Origin of the sequence: Bartonella fuyuanensis (assembly GCF_014197255.1) — a bacterium.
GTDB lineage: Bacteria > Pseudomonadota > Alphaproteobacteria > Rhizobiales > Rhizobiaceae > Bartonella > Bartonella fuyuanensis.
Genome location: NZ_JACIFE010000001.1, coordinates 339,110 through 356,930, shown reverse-complemented (window position 1 = coordinate 356,930; position 17,821 = coordinate 339,110). Strand labels below are relative to the sequence as shown.

Genomic DNA, 17,821 nt, shown 5'->3' with positions numbered 1-17,821 from the left:
GGGCTCTTTCTCTATTGACCCTTTTAAAAAACATCAGGACCAAATACTGAACACAATGCACCCCATAGCGTCTGAGCAGCAGCACGTTTCATTAAATCCTCATTACATACCGTATTTTCATCGATACATCGATTAACAACACGATAGTAAAGCCGCTTCTCAACAGGTGCAAAATAACGAACTTCAGCATCTTTTTCCTTCGCAGCAATATCGCCCATACGAGGCGCAATAGAAAGTTGACGATAAGATGTACGATCAAGTACCCGACCACTAGCCTGAGCTTTTACAATCCAATCCTCAAAATCCTGCAAAGACACAGAATGCCACTTAAACCGCATACCCGAAAAACCATCACCACTATAATTCGCGGAGGTTCCCTCGAATACTCCTTGCTCTTCAGCAACCAAATGCAACTTAGCATTCATCTGCGGCATAGCATAAAGAACCGTACCCAATTTGGGAACCCAAAAGGCATTGACAGAATTCTCTGACGTCAATTGCAATAAAACTTGACGTCCTTTAGGTGCATAAATCTCATTAACCGACGCAACGCCATATTCAGGATAAATAAAAAGCCACTTCCAATCAAGAGCTACAGCATCAATCTGCAATGGTTTTCTTTCACCCACAACCTCCACTGGAAGAGGATTTGCAGGCTCAAGCTTATAGGTATAATAAGCTGTTAATGAACCTAAAACCATTACAATTACAACTGGAATACCCCACATCAATGCTTCAATTTTATTTGAATGCGCCCAATCAGGAGAATAGTCCGCTCTTATATTCGATGCACGATATTTTATAGCTAAAAATACAACACTCACCATTACTGGAATGACAACGCAAAGCATAACAAGCACACAAACAACAATCAAAACGAGCTGTTGACGGGCAACATAACCCGATGGCTGCATAACATCAATTTTACAACCAGATATAAGTAATGCTCCCCCTAAAACCACAAGTATTTTTAATTGTCTAACAAGGCTTTCCATCTTTATTTACCCCCGTCATACGCACTAAAAACTGCCATAAATATAATACCTTACATTGTACAGATTTGAAAATAATTATCAAGTGAATTGAATGCCTATAGACCTAACGCTTGCTCTTTACCTATGCCAATTTAATTGTTTTGCAATATATTCAAGCGCAAACCAATATCCATCACTTCCACATCCAGCTATGATAGCATCTACACCTGCAGATGTATAAGAATGATGGCGAAAAGTTTCACGCTGATAAATATGAGATAAATGAACTTCTACCTTTGGCCCTGGAAACATTTTTAGTGCATCAAGAATTGCAATCGATGTATGACTGTAAGCAGCTGGATTGATGATCAATCCAGAATTTACCCCTATTGCTTCTTGTATCCATTCTACTAATTGCCCCTCATAGTTACTTTGATAAAAATTTATTAGAACACCGTTTTTTTTTGCCCACTCTTTACAAAACTTTTCAACATCTTCTAGACTTTTAATCCCATAAATTTCTGGTTCACGCTGACCAAGAAAATTTAAATTAGGACCATTTAAAATCGTTATCATCACAGACATAGCAAGTCTTTTCCTTTAGACTCATCACTTAATCAAAAAAATATTTAGCATGTTTTTTACGACAATAAAGCTCCATTTTTAATTTCAAAAAATTCCGCACGCCCTTTTAAGTCATCAAATAAAATACGATCTGTTCCTGTCATAAACGTTTGTACAGCTAAATCATCAAGAATATCAAATAAAGCAGCACGTCGATACGAATCAAGATGAGCAGCTATTTCATCAAGAAGAAGAATGGGAGCTCTTTCCGACATTATACCTGTTAAACGTGCATGACACAAAACCAAACCCATAAGCAGCGCTTTTTGTTCACCTGTTGAACAAGATATTGCTGCTACATTTTTATCAGCATAAAAAACCTGCAAATCTGCTCGATGTGGTCCTTCTAATGTCCGCCCAGCAGCACGATCCATTGCACGATTACGCTGCAGCCGATCATAAAATTGCTCTTCAACTTCAGTTGCTGATATTTCACTAAGAGCTGTTTCTAAAAAACCCTCAATTTGCAAAAAAGCTCGCGGAAAAGGTATCTGAGATGCCATTTGGATAAACATGTCATTTAAAAGCCGAATAACATCAATACGCGCCGCAGAAATAGCCGTTGCTAGTTCTGCCATCTGCTTTTCTAAAGCATCAAACCAACCACAATCTTCATTTCCATCCAAAAACAAACGATTACGTGCACGCATAGCTCTATCATAATCTGCTATGCGGCGACTATGCAGAGGATCAATCGCCAAAACCATACGATCCAAAAAACGACGGCGCTCAAGCGAAGGCCCTGTAAAAAGACCATCCATAGATGGTGTTAAGATACTAATATGACAGTAATCTGTTAAGCAATCACCTGACTCATTTACACCATTAATATGGATCTTTCTATTATTATCGCTAACCTCTAAAGCTGTACCAATTTTTACTTCACCATACAGAGCACATTCAAGACGTGCAAATACAACAAATCCTTCACCTCCACCATCTACAAAGCTAACATCAGAATAAGCAGCACGTCGCAAACCACGACCAGGAGAAAGAAAAGATAATGCCTCTAAAAGATTTGTCTTACCTGCACCGTTATGGCCAGTAAAAACCACATGCTGACCAGAAAAATGAATATTTAAAAAAGAATAGTTGCGATAACGTAAAAGCTTCAGCTGCCTTACTGCCACTTTGTGCACACGACTCGCTATGCATTGCAAAACAATTGCCCCTAAACACGGATAGGCATCAGCACATAAAGCACATCCGCATCATTATTATCACGAATTAGAGCTGGTGCTCCAGACTCAGCCAACATAAAAACCATCTCATCGCTTGAAAGCTGCCCAGCAATATCTAAAAGATAACGTGAATTAAACCCTATCTCAAGCGGTTCAGATGTATAAGTTACTGATAATTTATCTTCCGCACTGCCCGAATCAGGGCTATTAACAACAAGCCTTAATTGTCCATGCCCAATCGTTAACTTAACTGCACGCCCCCGATCGCTTGAAATTGTTGAGACACGATCAACTGCAGAAGAAAAACCCTGCCTATTAACAATCAATTCTTTATTATTTCCAAGAGGGATAACACGTTGATAATCGGGAAATGTTCCATCAATTAACTTTGAGGTAAAAATCACTGAACCTACAGAAAAACGGATTTTTGTTTCTGAAAGCTCTATATCTACATCGCCATTATTTTCCTCTGAAAGGAGTTTTTGCAACTCTCCTACAGTTTTACGGGGAACAATAACACCAGGCATTCCCTCAACTCCTGAAGGAGCTTCCATCTCGACTTGTGCCAAACGATGACCATCAGTTGCAACCAAACGCAGTTTCAAAACATCTTCATTAATAACATGAAAGTAAATACCATTAAGATAATAACGAGTTTCTTCAGTAGAAATAGCAAACTGCGTACAATCAAGTAAATGTTTTAACCCTGATGCCGATAGAGAGAAACGATAGCCGAACTGTCCAGGAAGTGACTCTGGAAAATCTGCCTTCGGAAGACATTGAAGCTGAAAATGTGCACAACCCGAAACAACAGACATTGTACTTGCCTGATTCTCATCAACAGATAATTCAACTTCATTGTTATCAGGAAGTTTTCGAATAATATCATAGAGCAAATGTGCTGGAACAGTTATTGCTCCAGCTTGTTCAATACCTACTGTAAAAGATTCTGTAACCTCTAAATCGAGATCTGTTGCTTTTAACTGCACACGATTATTCTCTGCATCAATCAGCACATTTGATAAAATAGGAACAGTATTACGGCGCTCTACCACACGGTGAACACGACCAAGAGACTTGAGAAATTGACTGCGATCAACTGTAATACGCATAAAAGCCCCGTATGTTTTACCAAAACTACAAAAATTCCCTAAATTAAAATGATAGACCCTTTTAAAAGAATCTCTTGCTAGAGTTTATTAAACCTCTCTTAAAATGGCAAGTCACTACTGCGCAATTAAAAAAACCTTTAAAGTTTTTTTTAACGAAAAAATGATAAACTCTAAACAGCCTGCTCTCCAATCAACCGCTTAAGCAATTCAAGTTCTTTGGCCAATGTCTGATCTCCACAAACCAAATCCTCAATTTTACGCACAGCGTGCAAAACTGTTGTATGATCACGTCCACCAAAACGGCGTCCAATTTCTGGCAATGAACGGGGAGTTAATACTTTTGCTAAATACATCGCAACTTGCCGTGGCTTCACAACCGTACGTGTTCGACGATTAGACAACAAGTCCTGTTTAGAAACATTATAATGGCGTGCAACTGTACGTTGAATTTCTTCAATCCGAATTCGCTTAGATTCACCAGGGCGCGTCAAGTGACCTAATAACTCATCAATCCGTTCTAAAGACAAATCAGACTCAAAAGACTGACGAAACAGAAGCTGATTAAATGCTCCTTCAATATCACGCCCCGACCCTAAAACCGTTTTCGCAATATATTCCAAGATATCATCAGAAATTGATATCATGCCATCATCTTGTTTTGCCACCTTCAACCGCTGGCGCAACATTTGCAAACGCATTTCATAATCCGGTGCCTCAATTTCAAGTGCAACCCCTCCTTGAAGACGAGACCGAACACGAAGATCAAGCGACTCTAATTCCGCTGGTGGACGATCTGCAGCGACAACAACTTGTTTTGCACTATCAAGTAACATATTAAGCAAATGGCAAAACTCATGTTGGATCGACTTACCCTGCAAAAACTGCATATCATCAATAATCAAAAGATCTATATCGCGAAGCTGCTCTTTAAAAGAAAGAGCATCATTATCACGAATAGCTGTTGCAAAACGCCACATAAAATATTCAGCGGTTAAATAAATAACGCGTGCAGGTGTTAAACGTTTCAATGCAGAAGCTGCAATTGCTTGAAGCAAATGTGTTTTTCCCAAACCAACAGACGCGTGAATAAAAAGAGGGTTAAAACGCAAAGCACTTTTATGCCCCTCAGCAATGGAACGCGCAGCTGCTAAAGCAACACGATTAGAAGCCCCTTCAACAAAGCTTTCAAAAGTATAGCGGGAATCAAGTGGAGATCCAAAAACTCCAGACTGAGAACTCTTGGCTGAATGCTCGGTACAACTCTCAACAAAAGATGAAGCTTCCTGCTCCTCTAGCACATCAGAAGATGCAATTGTTTTACAAACGACATCTCTTGAAACGCGTTCCATACCGCGAACGATGACTTCAACACGAAGAATCGCTGAATTCTCTTGTTTCCATAAATGAGTCAAAAGAGAGCCATAATGATTATTAATCCATGAACGCAAAAAAGCTGTAGGAACAGAAAGCTTTACAAGACTATGACTATATTCAGCAAGCTTTACACGACCAAACCAACTGGTATAAGCCTCAACACCAACCTGCGCCTTTAATTGCGCCATAACACGTACAAAAGCCGCCGTACTTTTCTCCTCTGAAACGAGAGAATGTCCTATCGAAGTATTTCTAAAAACTGCCCCATCACCCTCTGTTATGCTATTCTTTATTATGTTTTCTGCCGGCAGAATACTCACCGAAACCCTTTTAAAGGAACTAGCTTTAGAGTTCAATTTATCCACCATCTTTCATCCTGATAAAAATAAAATTTTGTCCTGCCAAACAACTAAAACAAATCTAGCGAAGGCAAAAACGCCCTACCCCAATAAGATCACCTACCTTCCCCTAAGATAGCCTCACCATAACCCCGCTAATAAAGATGACCAAGAAAATTTATCTTGCACTCATGATATGCCCCATCCTTCCTAAATGGTAAACATACCAAATTAAGAAAACTAAAAAAACCATCAGAAAACCTCTCCACTACAGAAGCTTCGAAAAACTCAAGTGAAAGCATCTTGTATTCAACAAAATACAGGATAACGTGCTGATGTAACCCCTTCATGCTTTTTAATCTTCGTAGGAACCATACAAAACAGCAGAGGTAAAATGCAAGAGGTCAAAATAAAATCATAAACCCTTTAAAAATGCTTAGATCAATGAGAAATGAAAAAAAATATTGATTCAATTAATTTTTTTTCTCTAAATTTACCAATAATTAAAAAAATCTCTTCAGATTAAAAAAAAAAATAAATTGCTTGACAAAAAAGACTCTGTAAAAATCCACAAAGCTTGTGGATAACCTTAATCCCTCTATAAACTTTCTCTCTTTTTTCAAGAACAGAATCATTATCGATTCTTAAATTTTTAATATAAACCCTTTGAAGCAATAAATAAAAAAACCAGTATCCTTATGGACACTGGCTTAATTCACAACAAAAAGAGGGAGCTTAAACGCTAAAAGCCTTCAAACGTTTAGCTAAACGCGACACTTTCCTTGCAGCAGCATTCTTATGAAAAACCCCTTTAGAAACTGCACGCATAATTTCAGGCTCAAAATTCTTAAATGCAAATTCCGCACACACCTTATCACCGCTAGCTAAAGCATCATCAAACTTACGCATAAAAGTACGAACACGTGAACGACGGGCTCTATTAACCTGCGTGCGTGCCGCAACCTTGCGGACCGCTTTTCGAGCAGAAGGTGTATTCGCCATAAATATAATCTCTCTTTCAATACCTTTGTAAAATGAGTCCAAACAGCAACGTAATAACTCTATTAATAAAAATAAACCCAACCAAAGCAAAACTATAAAGCCGCTTGTTCTATAGCGCAATCTCAACGCCAACGTCAATTAAATTTTCAAAGATAGACATAAAAAATGAAGCCAAACTCTTTTATAGCTCAATAATTTAAAAGCACTTCTTAACAAAAAAGGCATTTAAACAGCTAGCTTACGTAAAACATATTGCAAAATTCCACCATGATGCAAATAATCTAGCTCATCTTCAGTATCAACACGACATAATAATGGAACAATTTTTACCCTACCATCTGAAAAGGTAATTGTCGCTACTGTTTTTTGACGAGGCTTCAAATTATGAATCCCTTCAATTGTCACCTTTTCATCTCCCTTTAAGCCCAAAGATTTCCAGCTTACACCCTCTTCAAAGACAAAGGGGATAATGCCCATACCAACAAGATTAGAGCGGTGAATCCTTTCAAAAGATTGGACAATCACCGCTCTTATACCAAGAAGATTGGTACCTTTGGCAGCCCAATCGCGTGATGATCCATTGCCATATTCAATACCAGCAAAAACAACGAGCGGTACACCTTCTTGTTTATACGCCATTGCTGCATCGTAAATGGTTTGTTCTTCCTTTGACGGATAATGAACCGTGTAACCCCCTTCTTGACCATTTTCTCCTAATATGAAATTACGAATGCGAATATTAGCAAAGGTCCCACGAACCATAACTTCATGATTCCCACGGCGCGTTCCATATTGATTAAAATCAGCCACTTTAACATCATGATCCATTAAATATTTTCCAGCAGGAGAAGCTGCCTTAATAGAACCAGCAGGAGAAATATGATCCGTCGTAATTTTATCACCGAATAAACCTAAAATCCGTGCATCCTTAATATCTGTTAGAATATCAGGAACTTTCTGCATATTATCGAAATAAGGTGGATTACGTACATATGTGGATTGCTCATCCCAAGAATAGGTAGAACCTGTAGGGATCTGCACTTTTTGCCAATTTTCATCTCCCTTAAAGACATCCGCATACTTTTCAGCAAAGACCTTACGCGTAACATTTTCTTCGATAAATTCCTGTATTTCTTGAGAGGTTGGCCAAATATCTCTCAAGTAAATCGGTTGGCCATTTGAACCTTCACCAAGAGGTTCTTTGGTTAAATCTTTACATACCGTCCCAGCAAGTGCATGTGCAACAACTAACGGTGGTGAAGCTAAGTAATTCGCTTGCACATCAGGGGAAACACGCCCTTCAAAATTACGATTTCCTGAAAGAACTGCAGCTGCAATTACACCATTGTCATTAATCGTTTTAGAAATAGATGGATGCAAAGGACCAGAATTCCCAATACATGTTGTACATCCAAACCCTACTAAGTTAAATCCCAACGCATCTAAATCTTTTTGCAAACCCGAATTTTGAAGATAAGCTTCAACAACCTGTGAACCAGGTGCAAGAGAAGTTTTTACCCATGGTTTACTCTTGAGGCCTTTTGCTACGGCATTTCGTGCCAAAAGACCTGCTGCAATAAGAACACTTGGATTCGATGTATTTGTACAAGAAGTAATCGCAGCGATCACCACATCACCATGACCAAGTGTATATTCTTCACTTTCAACCTGATAGCGTTCATCTTGTCCAGAAGTCTTTTTATAGTCTTCAACTAATGCCTTCTCAAAACCCTGCCCAACATTCTCCAATGCAATTCGCCCTTCAGGACGTTTAGGCCCAGCCATAGAAGGTACAACTGTTCCCATATCTAATTCAATTGTATCACTAAAAATGGGATTAGCCACCATTTCCTCATGCCACATCCCTTGTGCTTTGGAGTAAGCCTCCACTAAGGCAATCCGATTTTTATCACGCCCTGTCATATTGAGATAACGCACTGTTTCCTTATCAATAGGAAAAAAACCACAAGTTGCTCCATATTCAGGTGCCATATTCCCAATTGTTGCGCGATCAGCAAGCGTCATATGCTCCAAACCAGGACCAAAAAACTCAACAAATTTACCAACAACACCCTTCTGGCGTAACACTTGGGTCACCGTCAACACAAGGTCAGTAGCTGTTACACCTTCTTTAAGTTTACCTGTTAGACGAAAACCAATCACTTCAGGTAACAACATAGAAACAGGTTGGCCTAACATTGCTGCTTCTGCTTCAATACCACCAACACCCCAACCTAAAACACCTAAACCATTCACCATCGTCGTATGCGAATCAGTTCCCACACAGGTGTCAGGATAAACCGTCTCCCCCCCCTCTTCAGTCTTCATCCACACACACTGCGCTAAATATTCTAGATTAACTTGATGACAAATCCCTGTACCCGGAGGAACAACGCGAAAATTTTGAAAAGCTTGCTGTCCCCATTTAAGGAAACGATAGCGTTCACCATTGCGTTCATATTCATGCTCAACATTTTCTTTAAAAGCCATGGGATTACCAAAATCATCAACAATAACCGAATGATCAATGATGAGATCAACAGGGATGAGAGGATTGATTTTTTCAGCGTTACCGCCAAGTTTGACCATAGCATCACGCATTGCAGAAAGATCAACAACTGCGGGAACACCTGTAAAATCCTGCATAAGAACACGCGCAGGACGGTAAGCAATTTCTGCTCGCGCACTTCCTTTGTCGCTTAACCACTTAGCAACATTAAGGATATCTTCCTTTTTAACCGTGCGACCATCTTCAAATCGCAATAAATTCTCCAGAATAACTTTCATCGAAAACGGCAAATGGGAAATACCTTCAAGTCCATTCTTTTCCGCTTCGATTAAGCTATAATAAGTATATCTTTTGCCACCAACATTTAACATTCTGCGACAATTGAAACTATCAATTTGAGTCATGACTGTCCACTCTCATACTAAAACCACCCAATTTCTAGGAATGAACAACCCAAACTACGAGTCAAGGTCGCAGTTTGAGCGCAGACGCAGTACCTCCGCTATCCATTTCCCCCTCCACCTTCATCATAGGCAAATACAGAAATTAGCGCCAAAAATCTTTTACACCAAATACTGATGTAAGGTATCTTTTATAGAACTATTTCTAGAACTATTCTAGGGACAATTGCATAAAAAACGTGTTTTTTATTTTACAATGCAATAAAGAATATGAAAATTAAAGCAAAATAAGCACTCACATGGTATTATTAGGCAAAAATTTAGCAGCTTATAGAAATGAGGAAATTCTGTTCAAAGGTCTTTCCTTTCGTTTATTTCCACAGCAACTTATGACAATCATTGGACCAAATGGTATCGGAAAATCTACATTATTACGAATCATCGCTGGTCTTCTTGAAGCTGCTGAAGGACATATAATACTTAAAAGCCATGGACAAACATACCCGGTTGCAACTGCATGTCATTATCTTGGTCCTCAAAATGCTATGAAACCTCTCTTATCTGTCATTGAAAATTTGCAATTTTGGGCAGAGTTTTATGGTCAACATTTACGCTTTGTGCATGAAGTCCTTGCTGAAATTGGTCTTTCTGATCTTGAATACTTACCCTTTAACATTCTGTCAACTGGACAACAAAGACGTATAGCTATTGCCCGCCTTTTGCTCTCCTACCGACCTATTTGGATTTTAGATGAACCAATATCTGGTCTTGATAACCATGCTCAGAAACTTCTTGCTCGTATTTTCCAACGTCATCTCAATCAAGGTGGTATGATTATTGCCGCAACTCATAATTCCTTAGGTATTTCAGAAAACCATAAAATCGTTCTAGAAAAATTTTTACCTCTCTAGGAAAGAATAAAATGAAAGCACTGTTTTGGCGTGATCTTAAATTATTATTAGCACCACAAACTTCTTCACTAACAGGGTTATTGTTTTTCACCGCTGTTGTTGTCATAATCCCCTTTGCCATTGGCCCAGATCCAAAAATTCTTGCACAAATAGGGCCCGGTATCTTGTGGCTTGGAGCCCTTCTCGCAGGTCTCCTCAATCTGAACAAACTTTTCCAAATCGATCGCGATGATGGTAATCTCGATCAATTTATTCTTTCAGAACAAAGACAAAGTTTTACCCTGATTGTCTTTATCAAATGCCTTGCTCATTGGGTAGGAACAATGCTCCCTCTCATTTTTGTGACACCTATTTTAGCCCTCATGCTTCATTTAGATGTAAAAATAACTCTTACAACAATACTTACTCTTTTATGTGGAACACCAGCCATTATTTTTATTGGGGCTATAGGAGCGGCACTCGCAACCTCATTGTTGCACAGTACTCTACTTATCTTCATCATTATCTTACCATGGATCATTCCAATTATGATTTTCGGCGTTTCAGCTGCTACAGCCCCAACAAATCCAAATGCCTCTTTTCTTACCTCCTTAGCTCTTCTTAGCGCTTTTTCACTTTTTTTGAGCCTTTTCAGCCCTTTTGTTGCTGCTAGAACGCTCAAGCTTTTATTAGAATAATAAAAGATGATTGCCGCATAACAAAACTATGTTTATTATCAATTGCATGAATAAAATAACTCGCACATATAACACATATAAAATGATGTCACTCCCTATAAGTTTTACTCGCTTCATGAAAATAAGCAAAATACTTTTGCCTTGGTTATCCAGCATAACGTTGTGTTTCCTGATCTTAGGGCTTATTCTTGTAATGCATTCCCCTGATGACTATCAACAGGGTATTACTGTTAAAATTATGTACCTTCATGTGCCTTTTGCGTGGTTGTCTACATTCTGTTATATAACGATGAGTGCAGCAGCACTAGTAAATCTAATTTGGAAATATCATCTTGCTGATATGGTACTCAAATGTGGGGCACCTATTGGGATAATTTTTACCGCCTTAGCTCTCATGACAGGAGCCCTTTGGGGGCGCCCTACATGGGGCACATGGTGGGTATGGGATGCACGATTAACATCAGTTTTAATTCTGCTCTTTATCTATCTTGCCATTAGCCTGCTTGGGCAATCTTTTGACAACCAAACAAAAGCTGCTCGCGCTACTGCAATTCTCACACTTGTTGGATTTGTTAATATTCCTATTATCAAATTTTCCGTTAATTGGTGGAATACATTGCATCAACCAGCATCACTTTTACGTGCTGGAGGACCAACAATTGACAATGCTATGTTATGGCCCCTTATAACAATGCTATTTTGTTTCATATTTATGTTTATTACACTTTATTTGATGGCTATGCGAAATGAAATCAATCGTCGCTATATCCAAATACTCCAGATTAAAAAATCTCGTCGTGCACAGCAACAGGACTCCTCATCATGTTCAACTTAAATGTCATTCACAGCGGACTTTTAGGAAACCTGTCTCAGAAAATTGATTATTTCCTTGGAACTCTTAAACACGAGCAAATTGTTGCTTTAAGCTATCTTCTATCTGCAATAACCCTCCTTTGTCTTATTGGATATATTCTTTGCAAAGCCTTATATCAAAAAAAAATTCTTCAACAGTTACACAAAAAAAAGCTTTCACAAAAAGAACAATATAATGAAAAACACCACTCCAAAACTTAAAAAAAATATATCTTTGTCTGTTTTGTTTGTTCTTTTTGGACCATTTTTTCTTTTTCTTCTTCTTATGGTACTTTTTTTCAATTTTATGACTAAAAAATACCCTCAAGATCCTTCGCTGCTCCCAAATGCGTTAGCTGAAAAGCCTGCCCCCTATACTCACCTTCCCCTTCTTGATAAAGAAAGTTATCTCAATTCAAAACAGTTTAAAGGACATGTTGTCTTGGTCAATTTTTGGAGTTCTTGGTGTTTACCCTGTCGCGCAGAACATCCTATTCTTATGAAAATTGCACAAGATAAACGTATTGATCTAATTGGTATTAACTATAAAGATAACAAAGCAAACGCCCTGCGCTTTTTAAATAATATTGGTAATCCTTTTAAATCGATTGGCTTTGATGTTTCAGGATATACAGCCATTGACTGGGGGGTATATGGGCCACCAGAAACTTTTCTCTTGAATAAAGAGGGCATCATTATTGCCAAACATGTTGGTCCCTTAACATGGGAAATTTATCAAAAAAAAATTCTACCAAAAATTGAACAAGCAATCATAATAGAAGAGAAATAAAACATTAAATATTGGTTTATAAATATAATTTATCGACTTTATTTTAAGTGAGAACACCGAATACTATGAGTTTTTTAAATTTCTTTATAAAAATGTTTAAGAAAAGGCTAAAAATCCTTTTTATGAATCATCTACACATAAAAATAATTAGCAACATTTTAAGTTAAAAAACATAATAATGCAGAGTTGTAAGAACATAAATTTTTATCATGCCATGCATGCCATTTTGTTTAGACGAACCATTCTTCTTAGAAAGTTTTACAAAATTCCCTTTTTAAAAAAGCACATCGGATGAATAGTGATTTTAAAAGGATGATTATTGATATATATATTGAAAAGCACTACGAAAAGAAATATTCTAGAGCTTCATATGAGCTCGTGTTTAGGTTTTTACAGCGCTAATAAAATGGATTTTTGTTAGAATCATCATTTTTTATGAAAAATATTTGATTATGTTTTTTCTTCAAAAAATTCCTAAAGTGTAAAACGATACACTTTTGAGCAAAATTCACATGTAACTGAAATATGTCCACTTTCAACCATTTTATCGCGTTCATCAATTGGAAAACCTTCTAAGATTCCTTTAATTTTTTCGTGTGAACAAGAACATTGATCGACAAGAGAAAAAGATTTAAAAACTCTCACACCTTGTTCATGAAAAAGACGGTATAAGAGCTGTTTACTTCCAACTTGGGGATCTGTTAATTCTGAACTTTCAATCGTTGCCATGAGTATTTTAGCTTCTTGCCATCGATTATCTAATTGAGTTTTCATTTCTTCTCGCTTTTGACGAAGATCTTCTGTTTTATGATGGAATGATGCTTGGGGTAAAAGTTGAGTCAAAATGCCTCCAGCTCGCCAGCTTTTTCGTTGTTTTTCTTGTTGATCATGATTGATTAATCTAGCAACAGCCAAACGGATATCGGTAGGAATTTGTTCTGATTGATCAAAATAAGTACGAGCAGCTTCTTGTAAATTTGATCCATCTAATGGAACTATCCCTTGATAAGGTTGCATGTGGGGACCTTGATCAATCGTGAAAGCTAAAGTGCCTTTTCCTAAAAGTGTTTCTGAAGAAGTTTGATCATTATTTATGGCTTGTTTAAGCTGTTCTTTATCAAAACGAGCATATCCCCGTAAACTAGAAGGAGGAGAAAAATCGCACACCACCATATCAACCGCTCCATCGGAATTGGTTTGTAAAATAAATTTTCCCGTAAACTTGAAAGAAGTGCCAAGCAGAACAGTTAAAAGTAAAGCTTCTGCCAGAAGATAAGAAACTGGTTCAGGATATTGATGTCTTGTGAGAATACAATTTAAAGTTTCTCCAATTTGGACAACACGTCCACGAATATCAAGTTTTTCAACTTGAAAAGGAATAACAGTATCATCCTCATGTAAGAAATTGTTGTTGAGAAAGACTTCTTCTTTTGCTTGCTCACTCATGACTCTACCTTTTATTATAATTCATTGTAGAGAATCTATTGTGGTGAAAAAAAAGCATCTTGTAAATACCAAGAAAAAACAGCTTTTTGAGCATGAAGACAATTTTCAACTTCATCGAAAATAACTGTATGCGGTCTATCAGTCACAGTATTGATAACTTCTTCACTACGATCAGTAGAAAGATAATGCATAAAAAGAGCATCAAGTTTTGCTAATTTCATGAGAGTTTCTTTGATTTGATAAAGCTGAAAATAGAATGACTGTGCGCATAAAATCCTTGTCCATAGAGACCAATCGGTCATATATACAATCAAAATCTTGAGCCGCTTTTGAAGGATTATAGATTAGAGTAAGGTACGCTCCCCGTTCACACATCCAATATGTAATAATGTATAAATTGTCCTTATGATTCACTGCCCTTTGGAGTAGCAAGATGCAAATAAAAATTCTAAAGGAGCCGTAGATTCAATCGAGGAATGGAGGACTTTATTCCCCCCATCCACACAACTATTTTGTTCGTAATTGGCCCTCAATATCCTGATAGATTAAGATATCTGCTAGAATTTTGTAAGAAAGTGTGTCATCTATTAAGGACGTTAATGACAGGAATTTGTGTATCTTGTGTCAACTCCAGTATGAATTGATGTGTTGTTGTTAACAATATTACGATATCCACAAAACGGGATAAAATGCATACCGTGTCAGCTATGAGTTCACTATGACCAAGCTGCATCTCTACATCCGTGAGCTTGATTGCTTTTCCCCAAGCTGGTGCATACCGATATTAAATGAAATACAAGTTCGTGTGGATAATTTTTCACAAATCATCGCGAATGTGTTACCCATAAAAACTTTTGAACCTTTCCCTGCTCTAAAAGTTGCTTTAAGGATTTTTGGATAATCGATTATTGCACGTGTTACTTCTGGCATTAAATTGGATAAGTCTATGAAATGACGAGTAAATTTTGTCAAGTGTGTGATTTTTGCTTTTCTTTATTGATTTGCGAAAGATAAGCTATTGCTTTTTCAATACGATGCAAACTTTCATCTATCTCTTCTTCCTTGATGATAAGAGGAGGCAATAAGCGTACAACGTTGTTGTTAGCTGCAACACTTAAGAGATATTCACTTTCCAAAGCATTAACGACAAGATTTGCAGGCACAACACACTGAATGCCCACCATAAGCCCCATCCCCTGAACTGCACAGATAATATCAGGATAGATATTAAGAATATGTAAAATGCCTCTTTTCAGTCTATCCCCCATACACTGCACATGGTTAAAAAAACTTGGCTCTAATAGGGTATCAAGAATACTATTTCCTACAGCCATTCCAAGAAGATTTCCTCCAAAGGTTGAACCATGGGTCCCAGGTGTCATACTTTTTGCAACTTTATCCGTTGCAAGGCACGCGCCTAATGGAAATCCACCTCCTAACCCTTTTGCAAGAGTAAGAATATCAGGTGTGACATTACTCCATTCATAAGCAAAAAGCTTTCCTGTTCGTCCCATACCTGTTTGAACTTCATCAAAAATCAACAATAGACCATTATCATCACATATTTTACGTAAAAATCTTAAATATTCATGAGAAACTGTACGTATTCCTCCTTCTCCTTGAATGGGTTCAATAAGAATAGCGGCAGTATTTTTATTAATAGCGTTACGCAAAGCGATTTCATCACAAAAAGGGACTTGAATGAATCCACCAACTTTAGGTCCAAAGCCTTTAAGATATTTTTCATGCCCAGTCGCAGCGAGTGCTGCAAGCGTCCGTCCATGAAATGCCCCTTCAAAACTAATTATTTCAATGCGTGCTGAATGACCCGCAGCATAGTAATAATGACGTGCCGTTTTGAATGCGCATTCCAATGCTTCAGTACCTGAATTGCAGAAAAAAACCTTGTCCGCAAAACTATTTGCACAAAGCCGCGTTGCAAGAACTGTTTGTTCAGGAGACTGAAAAAGATTAGAAACATGCCAAAGCTTTTCAGCTTGTCTTTTAAGCGTATCAATTAATTTAGGATGGGCATACCCTAATGCATTAACAGCAATGCCAGATGTAAAATCAAGATAATTTTCCCCTTTGTCGGACATAAGCCATACACCATGCCCCTGTTTAAAATGCAAATTTCGTCGTTCAAAACATTCATAAAGTGGTTGCAGAGAGATGGCATTCATCATAATACCCTTTATATTTTAACCCTTTCATAATATATACAAAGCAACGCTACAAATAAAACAACATGATATATTTCGTTAAAGTACTTTCAACATTTCACTAGATTAATGATTATGCCTACAGAATAGATCATTACACCAATTGAAAAAAAGTCAATGAAGGTTTTACAAAGAAGCATTTTTGAGAAAAACCTTAAATAAAAGTGAATGTTTAACCTATAATTGATTTGCAAGTTGGGGAAAACATTCTAAATAAACACTTTAAGAGGTAAAGACTCTTGTCATGGAGTGAGTGCATATTGTAGTTTGCACTATAGTAAGTATGATGATGTGTTTTAATTTATAAATTACACAGGTTGGATGATTTTCTTATGCTCACTTAGAGTATAAAATTCTTTCATTCAGCGCATTGAGAACATTATTGAAATATTTGAAGATGCAAAAGGGGGCGTCTCAGTGGCGTAATTGGAATGGAGTGCTGATATGGGTTGGACATGTGAACGCGTCGAGCTTCTTAAGAAGCTTTGGAGTGAAGGGTTAAGTGCAAGTCAAATTGCTGCTCAATTAGGTGGAGTGAGCAGAAATGCAGTCATTGGAAAAGTACATCGATTAAAATTGCCAGGGCGTGGCAAGACAGCACAAGGAAACGTACGTGCACAAAAAACTCCCGTAGGAAGCAACCCATCATCTCCACGTGTACGTCGCAACATATCTACAGTATCACCAATAAATATATCATCTGACAGCGTTGAAGAGATAACTTTCAAAACAGAGTTTGTAGCAGAAAATATAAAAGAAGTTGATATGTCCACAAAATCTAATGTAGTAGTGCCTATATCACGTCAACTTAATCTGCTACAATTGAGTGAAAATACATGTAGATGGCCAGTTGGGGATCCATTATCAGCCGATTTTCATTTTTGTGGTGCCGATTCTGATGAAAATAGTCCCTACTGTGCTTTTCATGCTAAGCTAGCATTTCAACCAATATCTGAAAAACGGCGAATAAGAATATAGACTCGCGATATAATTTCATATTCTGCGTTTTCTGTGCCTCATTATTAAATTTCAAGACCGAATTATTATGAGAAAGGAATTTGATGAGGTTTATAATGGATGAGTGCATTTTCTCCTGAAAATATGTAACGAAATTATATCTTTTAGTGCTCGGTGCAGCTATATGTTAAGCTAGTTCTTGTTTATTTTCACGATTCTCTTTAATTCAATTGTACTGTTTTTAAAACTATTTATAAGGATATCTTTTGAAGAATGTAGTTCCTCAATTTATAACGTTTTTATCCTTCATATGCTTACATAAGGTAATGTTGTAGTTTATAAAAATAATTTATCGTTTGCAACCTAAGTAAAACTCACAAATATCTTTCTCATTTTGAACTCTCTTATATTGAATTAATCAAAATCTTTCGCTTACACGTCACAAACGAAA

16 protein-coding genes and 1 pseudogene are annotated in these 17,821 nt (G+C 37.4%); 6 read left to right on the top strand and 11 right to left on the bottom strand.

Annotated features, from left to right (window positions below; genetic code table 11):
• Positions 1 to 23 precede the first annotated feature (23 nt).
• The 7 genes from cyoA to acnA all read right to left on the bottom strand — a co-directional run bounded on the left by cyoA (position 24) and on the right by acnA (position 9,518).
• Positions 24 to 995 carry a ubiquinol oxidase subunit II gene (cyoA, locus tag GGR08_RS01320; RefSeq protein ID WP_183193611.1) on the bottom strand — a complete coding sequence of 324 codons (972 nt, stop codon included), beginning with the start codon at positions 993 to 995 and terminating at the stop codon, positions 24 to 26.
• Positions 996 to 1,112: 117 nt separating this feature from the next.
• Positions 1,113 to 1,559 carry a type II 3-dehydroquinate dehydratase gene (gene aroQ, locus GGR08_RS01315; RefSeq protein ID WP_183193610.1) on the bottom strand — a complete coding sequence of 149 codons (447 nt, stop codon included), beginning with the start codon at positions 1,557 to 1,559 and terminating at the stop codon, positions 1,113 to 1,115.
• Between the two features lie 56 nt (positions 1,560 to 1,615).
• Positions 1,616 to 2,749: a DNA replication/repair protein RecF gene (gene recF / locus GGR08_RS01310; RefSeq protein WP_183193646.1), complete on the bottom strand. Its 1,134-nt coding sequence runs from the start codon at positions 2,747 to 2,749 to the stop codon at positions 1,616 to 1,618.
• A gap of 20 nt (positions 2,750 to 2,769) precedes the next feature.
• Entirely contained in the window at positions 2,770 to 3,891 is a 1,122-nt protein-coding gene (gene dnaN / locus GGR08_RS01305) for a DNA polymerase III subunit beta (protein WP_183193609.1), read from the bottom strand.
• Positions 3,892 to 4,061: 170 nt separating this feature from the next.
• The gene (gene dnaA, locus GGR08_RS01300; protein ID WP_183193608.1) at positions 4,062 to 5,633 is read right to left on the bottom strand and encodes a chromosomal replication initiator protein DnaA; all 1,572 of its coding nucleotides are present in this window, start codon (positions 5,631 to 5,633) and stop codon (positions 4,062 to 4,064) included.
• 705 nt (positions 5,634 to 6,338) lie between these two features.
• Entirely contained in the window at positions 6,339 to 6,605 is a 267-nt protein-coding gene (rpsT, locus tag GGR08_RS01295; RefSeq protein WP_183193607.1) for a 30S ribosomal protein S20, read from the bottom strand.
• Positions 6,606 to 6,830: 225 nt separating this feature from the next.
• On the bottom strand, positions 6,831 to 9,518 hold the full coding sequence (gene acnA / locus GGR08_RS01290; protein WP_183193606.1) for an aconitate hydratase AcnA: 2,688 nt from the start codon (positions 9,516 to 9,518) through the stop codon (positions 6,831 to 6,833).
• Between the two features lie 296 nt (positions 9,519 to 9,814).
• On the opposite strand from acnA, the gene ccmA reads away from it, so the two are divergent.
• The 5 genes from ccmA to GGR08_RS01270 are packed head-to-tail and all read left to right on the top strand — an operon-like array spanning position 9,815 to position 12,745.
• Positions 9,815 to 10,426: a heme ABC exporter ATP-binding protein CcmA gene (gene ccmA / locus GGR08_RS01285; RefSeq protein ID WP_183193605.1), complete on the top strand. Its 612-nt coding sequence runs from the start codon at positions 9,815 to 9,817 to the stop codon at positions 10,424 to 10,426.
• Positions 10,427 to 10,437: 11 nt separating this feature from the next.
• On the top strand, positions 10,438 to 11,103 hold the full coding sequence (gene ccmB, locus GGR08_RS01280) for a heme exporter protein CcmB (RefSeq protein WP_183193604.1): 666 nt from the start codon (positions 10,438 to 10,440) through the stop codon (positions 11,101 to 11,103).
• Between the two features lie 46 nt (positions 11,104 to 11,149).
• Positions 11,150 to 11,938 (top strand): heme ABC transporter permease, encoded by a 789-nt coding sequence (locus GGR08_RS01275; protein ID WP_183193603.1) that lies wholly within the window; start codon positions 11,150 to 11,152, stop codon positions 11,936 to 11,938.
• Entirely contained in the window at positions 11,926 to 12,177 is a 252-nt protein-coding gene (locus GGR08_RS08100; RefSeq protein WP_246350068.1) for a hypothetical protein, read from the top strand. Before GGR08_RS01275 ends, GGR08_RS08100 begins: the two co-directional genes overlap by 13 nt.
• Entirely contained in the window at positions 12,152 to 12,745 is a 594-nt protein-coding gene (locus GGR08_RS01270; RefSeq protein WP_183193602.1) for a DsbE family thiol:disulfide interchange protein, read from the top strand. Before GGR08_RS08100 ends, GGR08_RS01270 begins: the two co-directional genes overlap by 26 nt.
• A 474-nt stretch (positions 12,746 to 13,219) precedes the next feature.
• On the opposite strand, the gene GGR08_RS01265 is transcribed toward GGR08_RS01270, so the two are convergent.
• From GGR08_RS01265 to GGR08_RS01255, 4 genes and pseudogenes are all read right to left on the bottom strand, one after another.
• On the bottom strand, positions 13,220 to 14,191 hold the full coding sequence (locus tag GGR08_RS01265) for an Hsp33 family molecular chaperone (RefSeq protein ID WP_183193601.1): 972 nt from the start codon (positions 14,189 to 14,191) through the stop codon (positions 13,220 to 13,222).
• 35 nt (positions 14,192 to 14,226) lie between these two features.
• Positions 14,227 to 14,412, bottom strand: coding sequence for an ornithine carbamoyltransferase (locus tag GGR08_RS08095; RefSeq protein ID WP_246350067.1), 186 nt, complete (start codon positions 14,410 to 14,412; stop codon positions 14,227 to 14,229).
• Between the two features lie 359 nt (positions 14,413 to 14,771).
• Positions 14,772 to 15,121, bottom strand: a pseudogene (locus tag GGR08_RS08090) (Rossmann-fold NAD(P)-binding domain-containing protein).
• A 38-nt stretch (positions 15,122 to 15,159) separates the two neighbouring features.
• Complete coding sequence (locus GGR08_RS01255) at positions 15,160 to 16,374, bottom strand: aspartate aminotransferase family protein (protein WP_183193645.1); 1,215 nt, start codon at positions 16,372 to 16,374, stop codon at positions 15,160 to 15,162.
• A gap of 483 nt (positions 16,375 to 16,857) precedes the next feature.
• Here GGR08_RS01255 and GGR08_RS01250 point away from each other — a divergent pair, with 483 nt between their 5' ends.
• On the top strand, positions 16,858 to 17,391 hold the full coding sequence (locus tag GGR08_RS01250; protein WP_183193600.1) for a GcrA family cell cycle regulator: 534 nt from the start codon (positions 16,858 to 16,860) through the stop codon (positions 17,389 to 17,391).
• Positions 17,392 to 17,821 lie beyond the last annotated feature (430 nt).

Coding starts and splice junctions, on each gene's coding strand:
- cyoA (WP_183193611.1), bottom strand. CDS start 995: ATGGAAAGCCTTGTTAGACAATTAAAAATACTTGTGGTTTTAGGGGGA.
- aroQ (WP_183193610.1), bottom strand. CDS start 1,559: ATGTCTGTGATGATAACGATTTTAAATGGTCCTAATTTAAATTTTCTT.
- dnaN (WP_183193609.1), bottom strand. CDS start 3,891: ATGCGTATTACAGTTGATCGCAGTCAATTTCTCAAGTCTCTTGGTCGT.
- dnaA (WP_183193608.1), bottom strand. CDS start 5,633: ATGGTGGATAAATTGAACTCTAAAGCTAGTTCCTTTAAAAGGGTTTCG.
- rpsT (WP_183193607.1), bottom strand. CDS start 6,605: ATGGCGAATACACCTTCTGCTCGAAAAGCGGTCCGCAAGGTTGCGGCA.
- acnA (WP_183193606.1), bottom strand. CDS start 9,518: ATGACTCAAATTGATAGTTTCAATTGTCGCAGAATGTTAAATGTTGGT.
- ccmA (WP_183193605.1), top strand. CDS start 9,815: ATGGTATTATTAGGCAAAAATTTAGCAGCTTATAGAAATGAGGAAATT.
- ccmB (WP_183193604.1), top strand. CDS start 10,438: ATGAAAGCACTGTTTTGGCGTGATCTTAAATTATTATTAGCACCACAA.
- GGR08_RS01275 (WP_183193603.1), top strand. CDS start 11,150: ATGAATAAAATAACTCGCACATATAACACATATAAAATGATGTCACTC.
- GGR08_RS08100 (WP_246350068.1), top strand. CDS start 11,926: ATGTTCAACTTAAATGTCATTCACAGCGGACTTTTAGGAAACCTGTCT.
- GGR08_RS01270 (WP_183193602.1), top strand. CDS start 12,152: ATGAAAAACACCACTCCAAAACTTAAAAAAAATATATCTTTGTCTGTT.
- GGR08_RS01265 (WP_183193601.1), bottom strand. CDS start 14,191: ATGAGTGAGCAAGCAAAAGAAGAAGTCTTTCTCAACAACAATTTCTTA.
- GGR08_RS08095 (WP_246350067.1), bottom strand. CDS start 14,412: ATGAAATTAGCAAAACTTGATGCTCTTTTTATGCATTATCTTTCTACT.
- GGR08_RS01255 (WP_183193645.1), bottom strand. CDS start 16,374: ATGAATGCCATCTCTCTGCAACCACTTTATGAATGTTTTGAACGACGA.
- GGR08_RS01250 (WP_183193600.1), top strand. CDS start 16,858: ATGGGTTGGACATGTGAACGCGTCGAGCTTCTTAAGAAGCTTTGGAGT.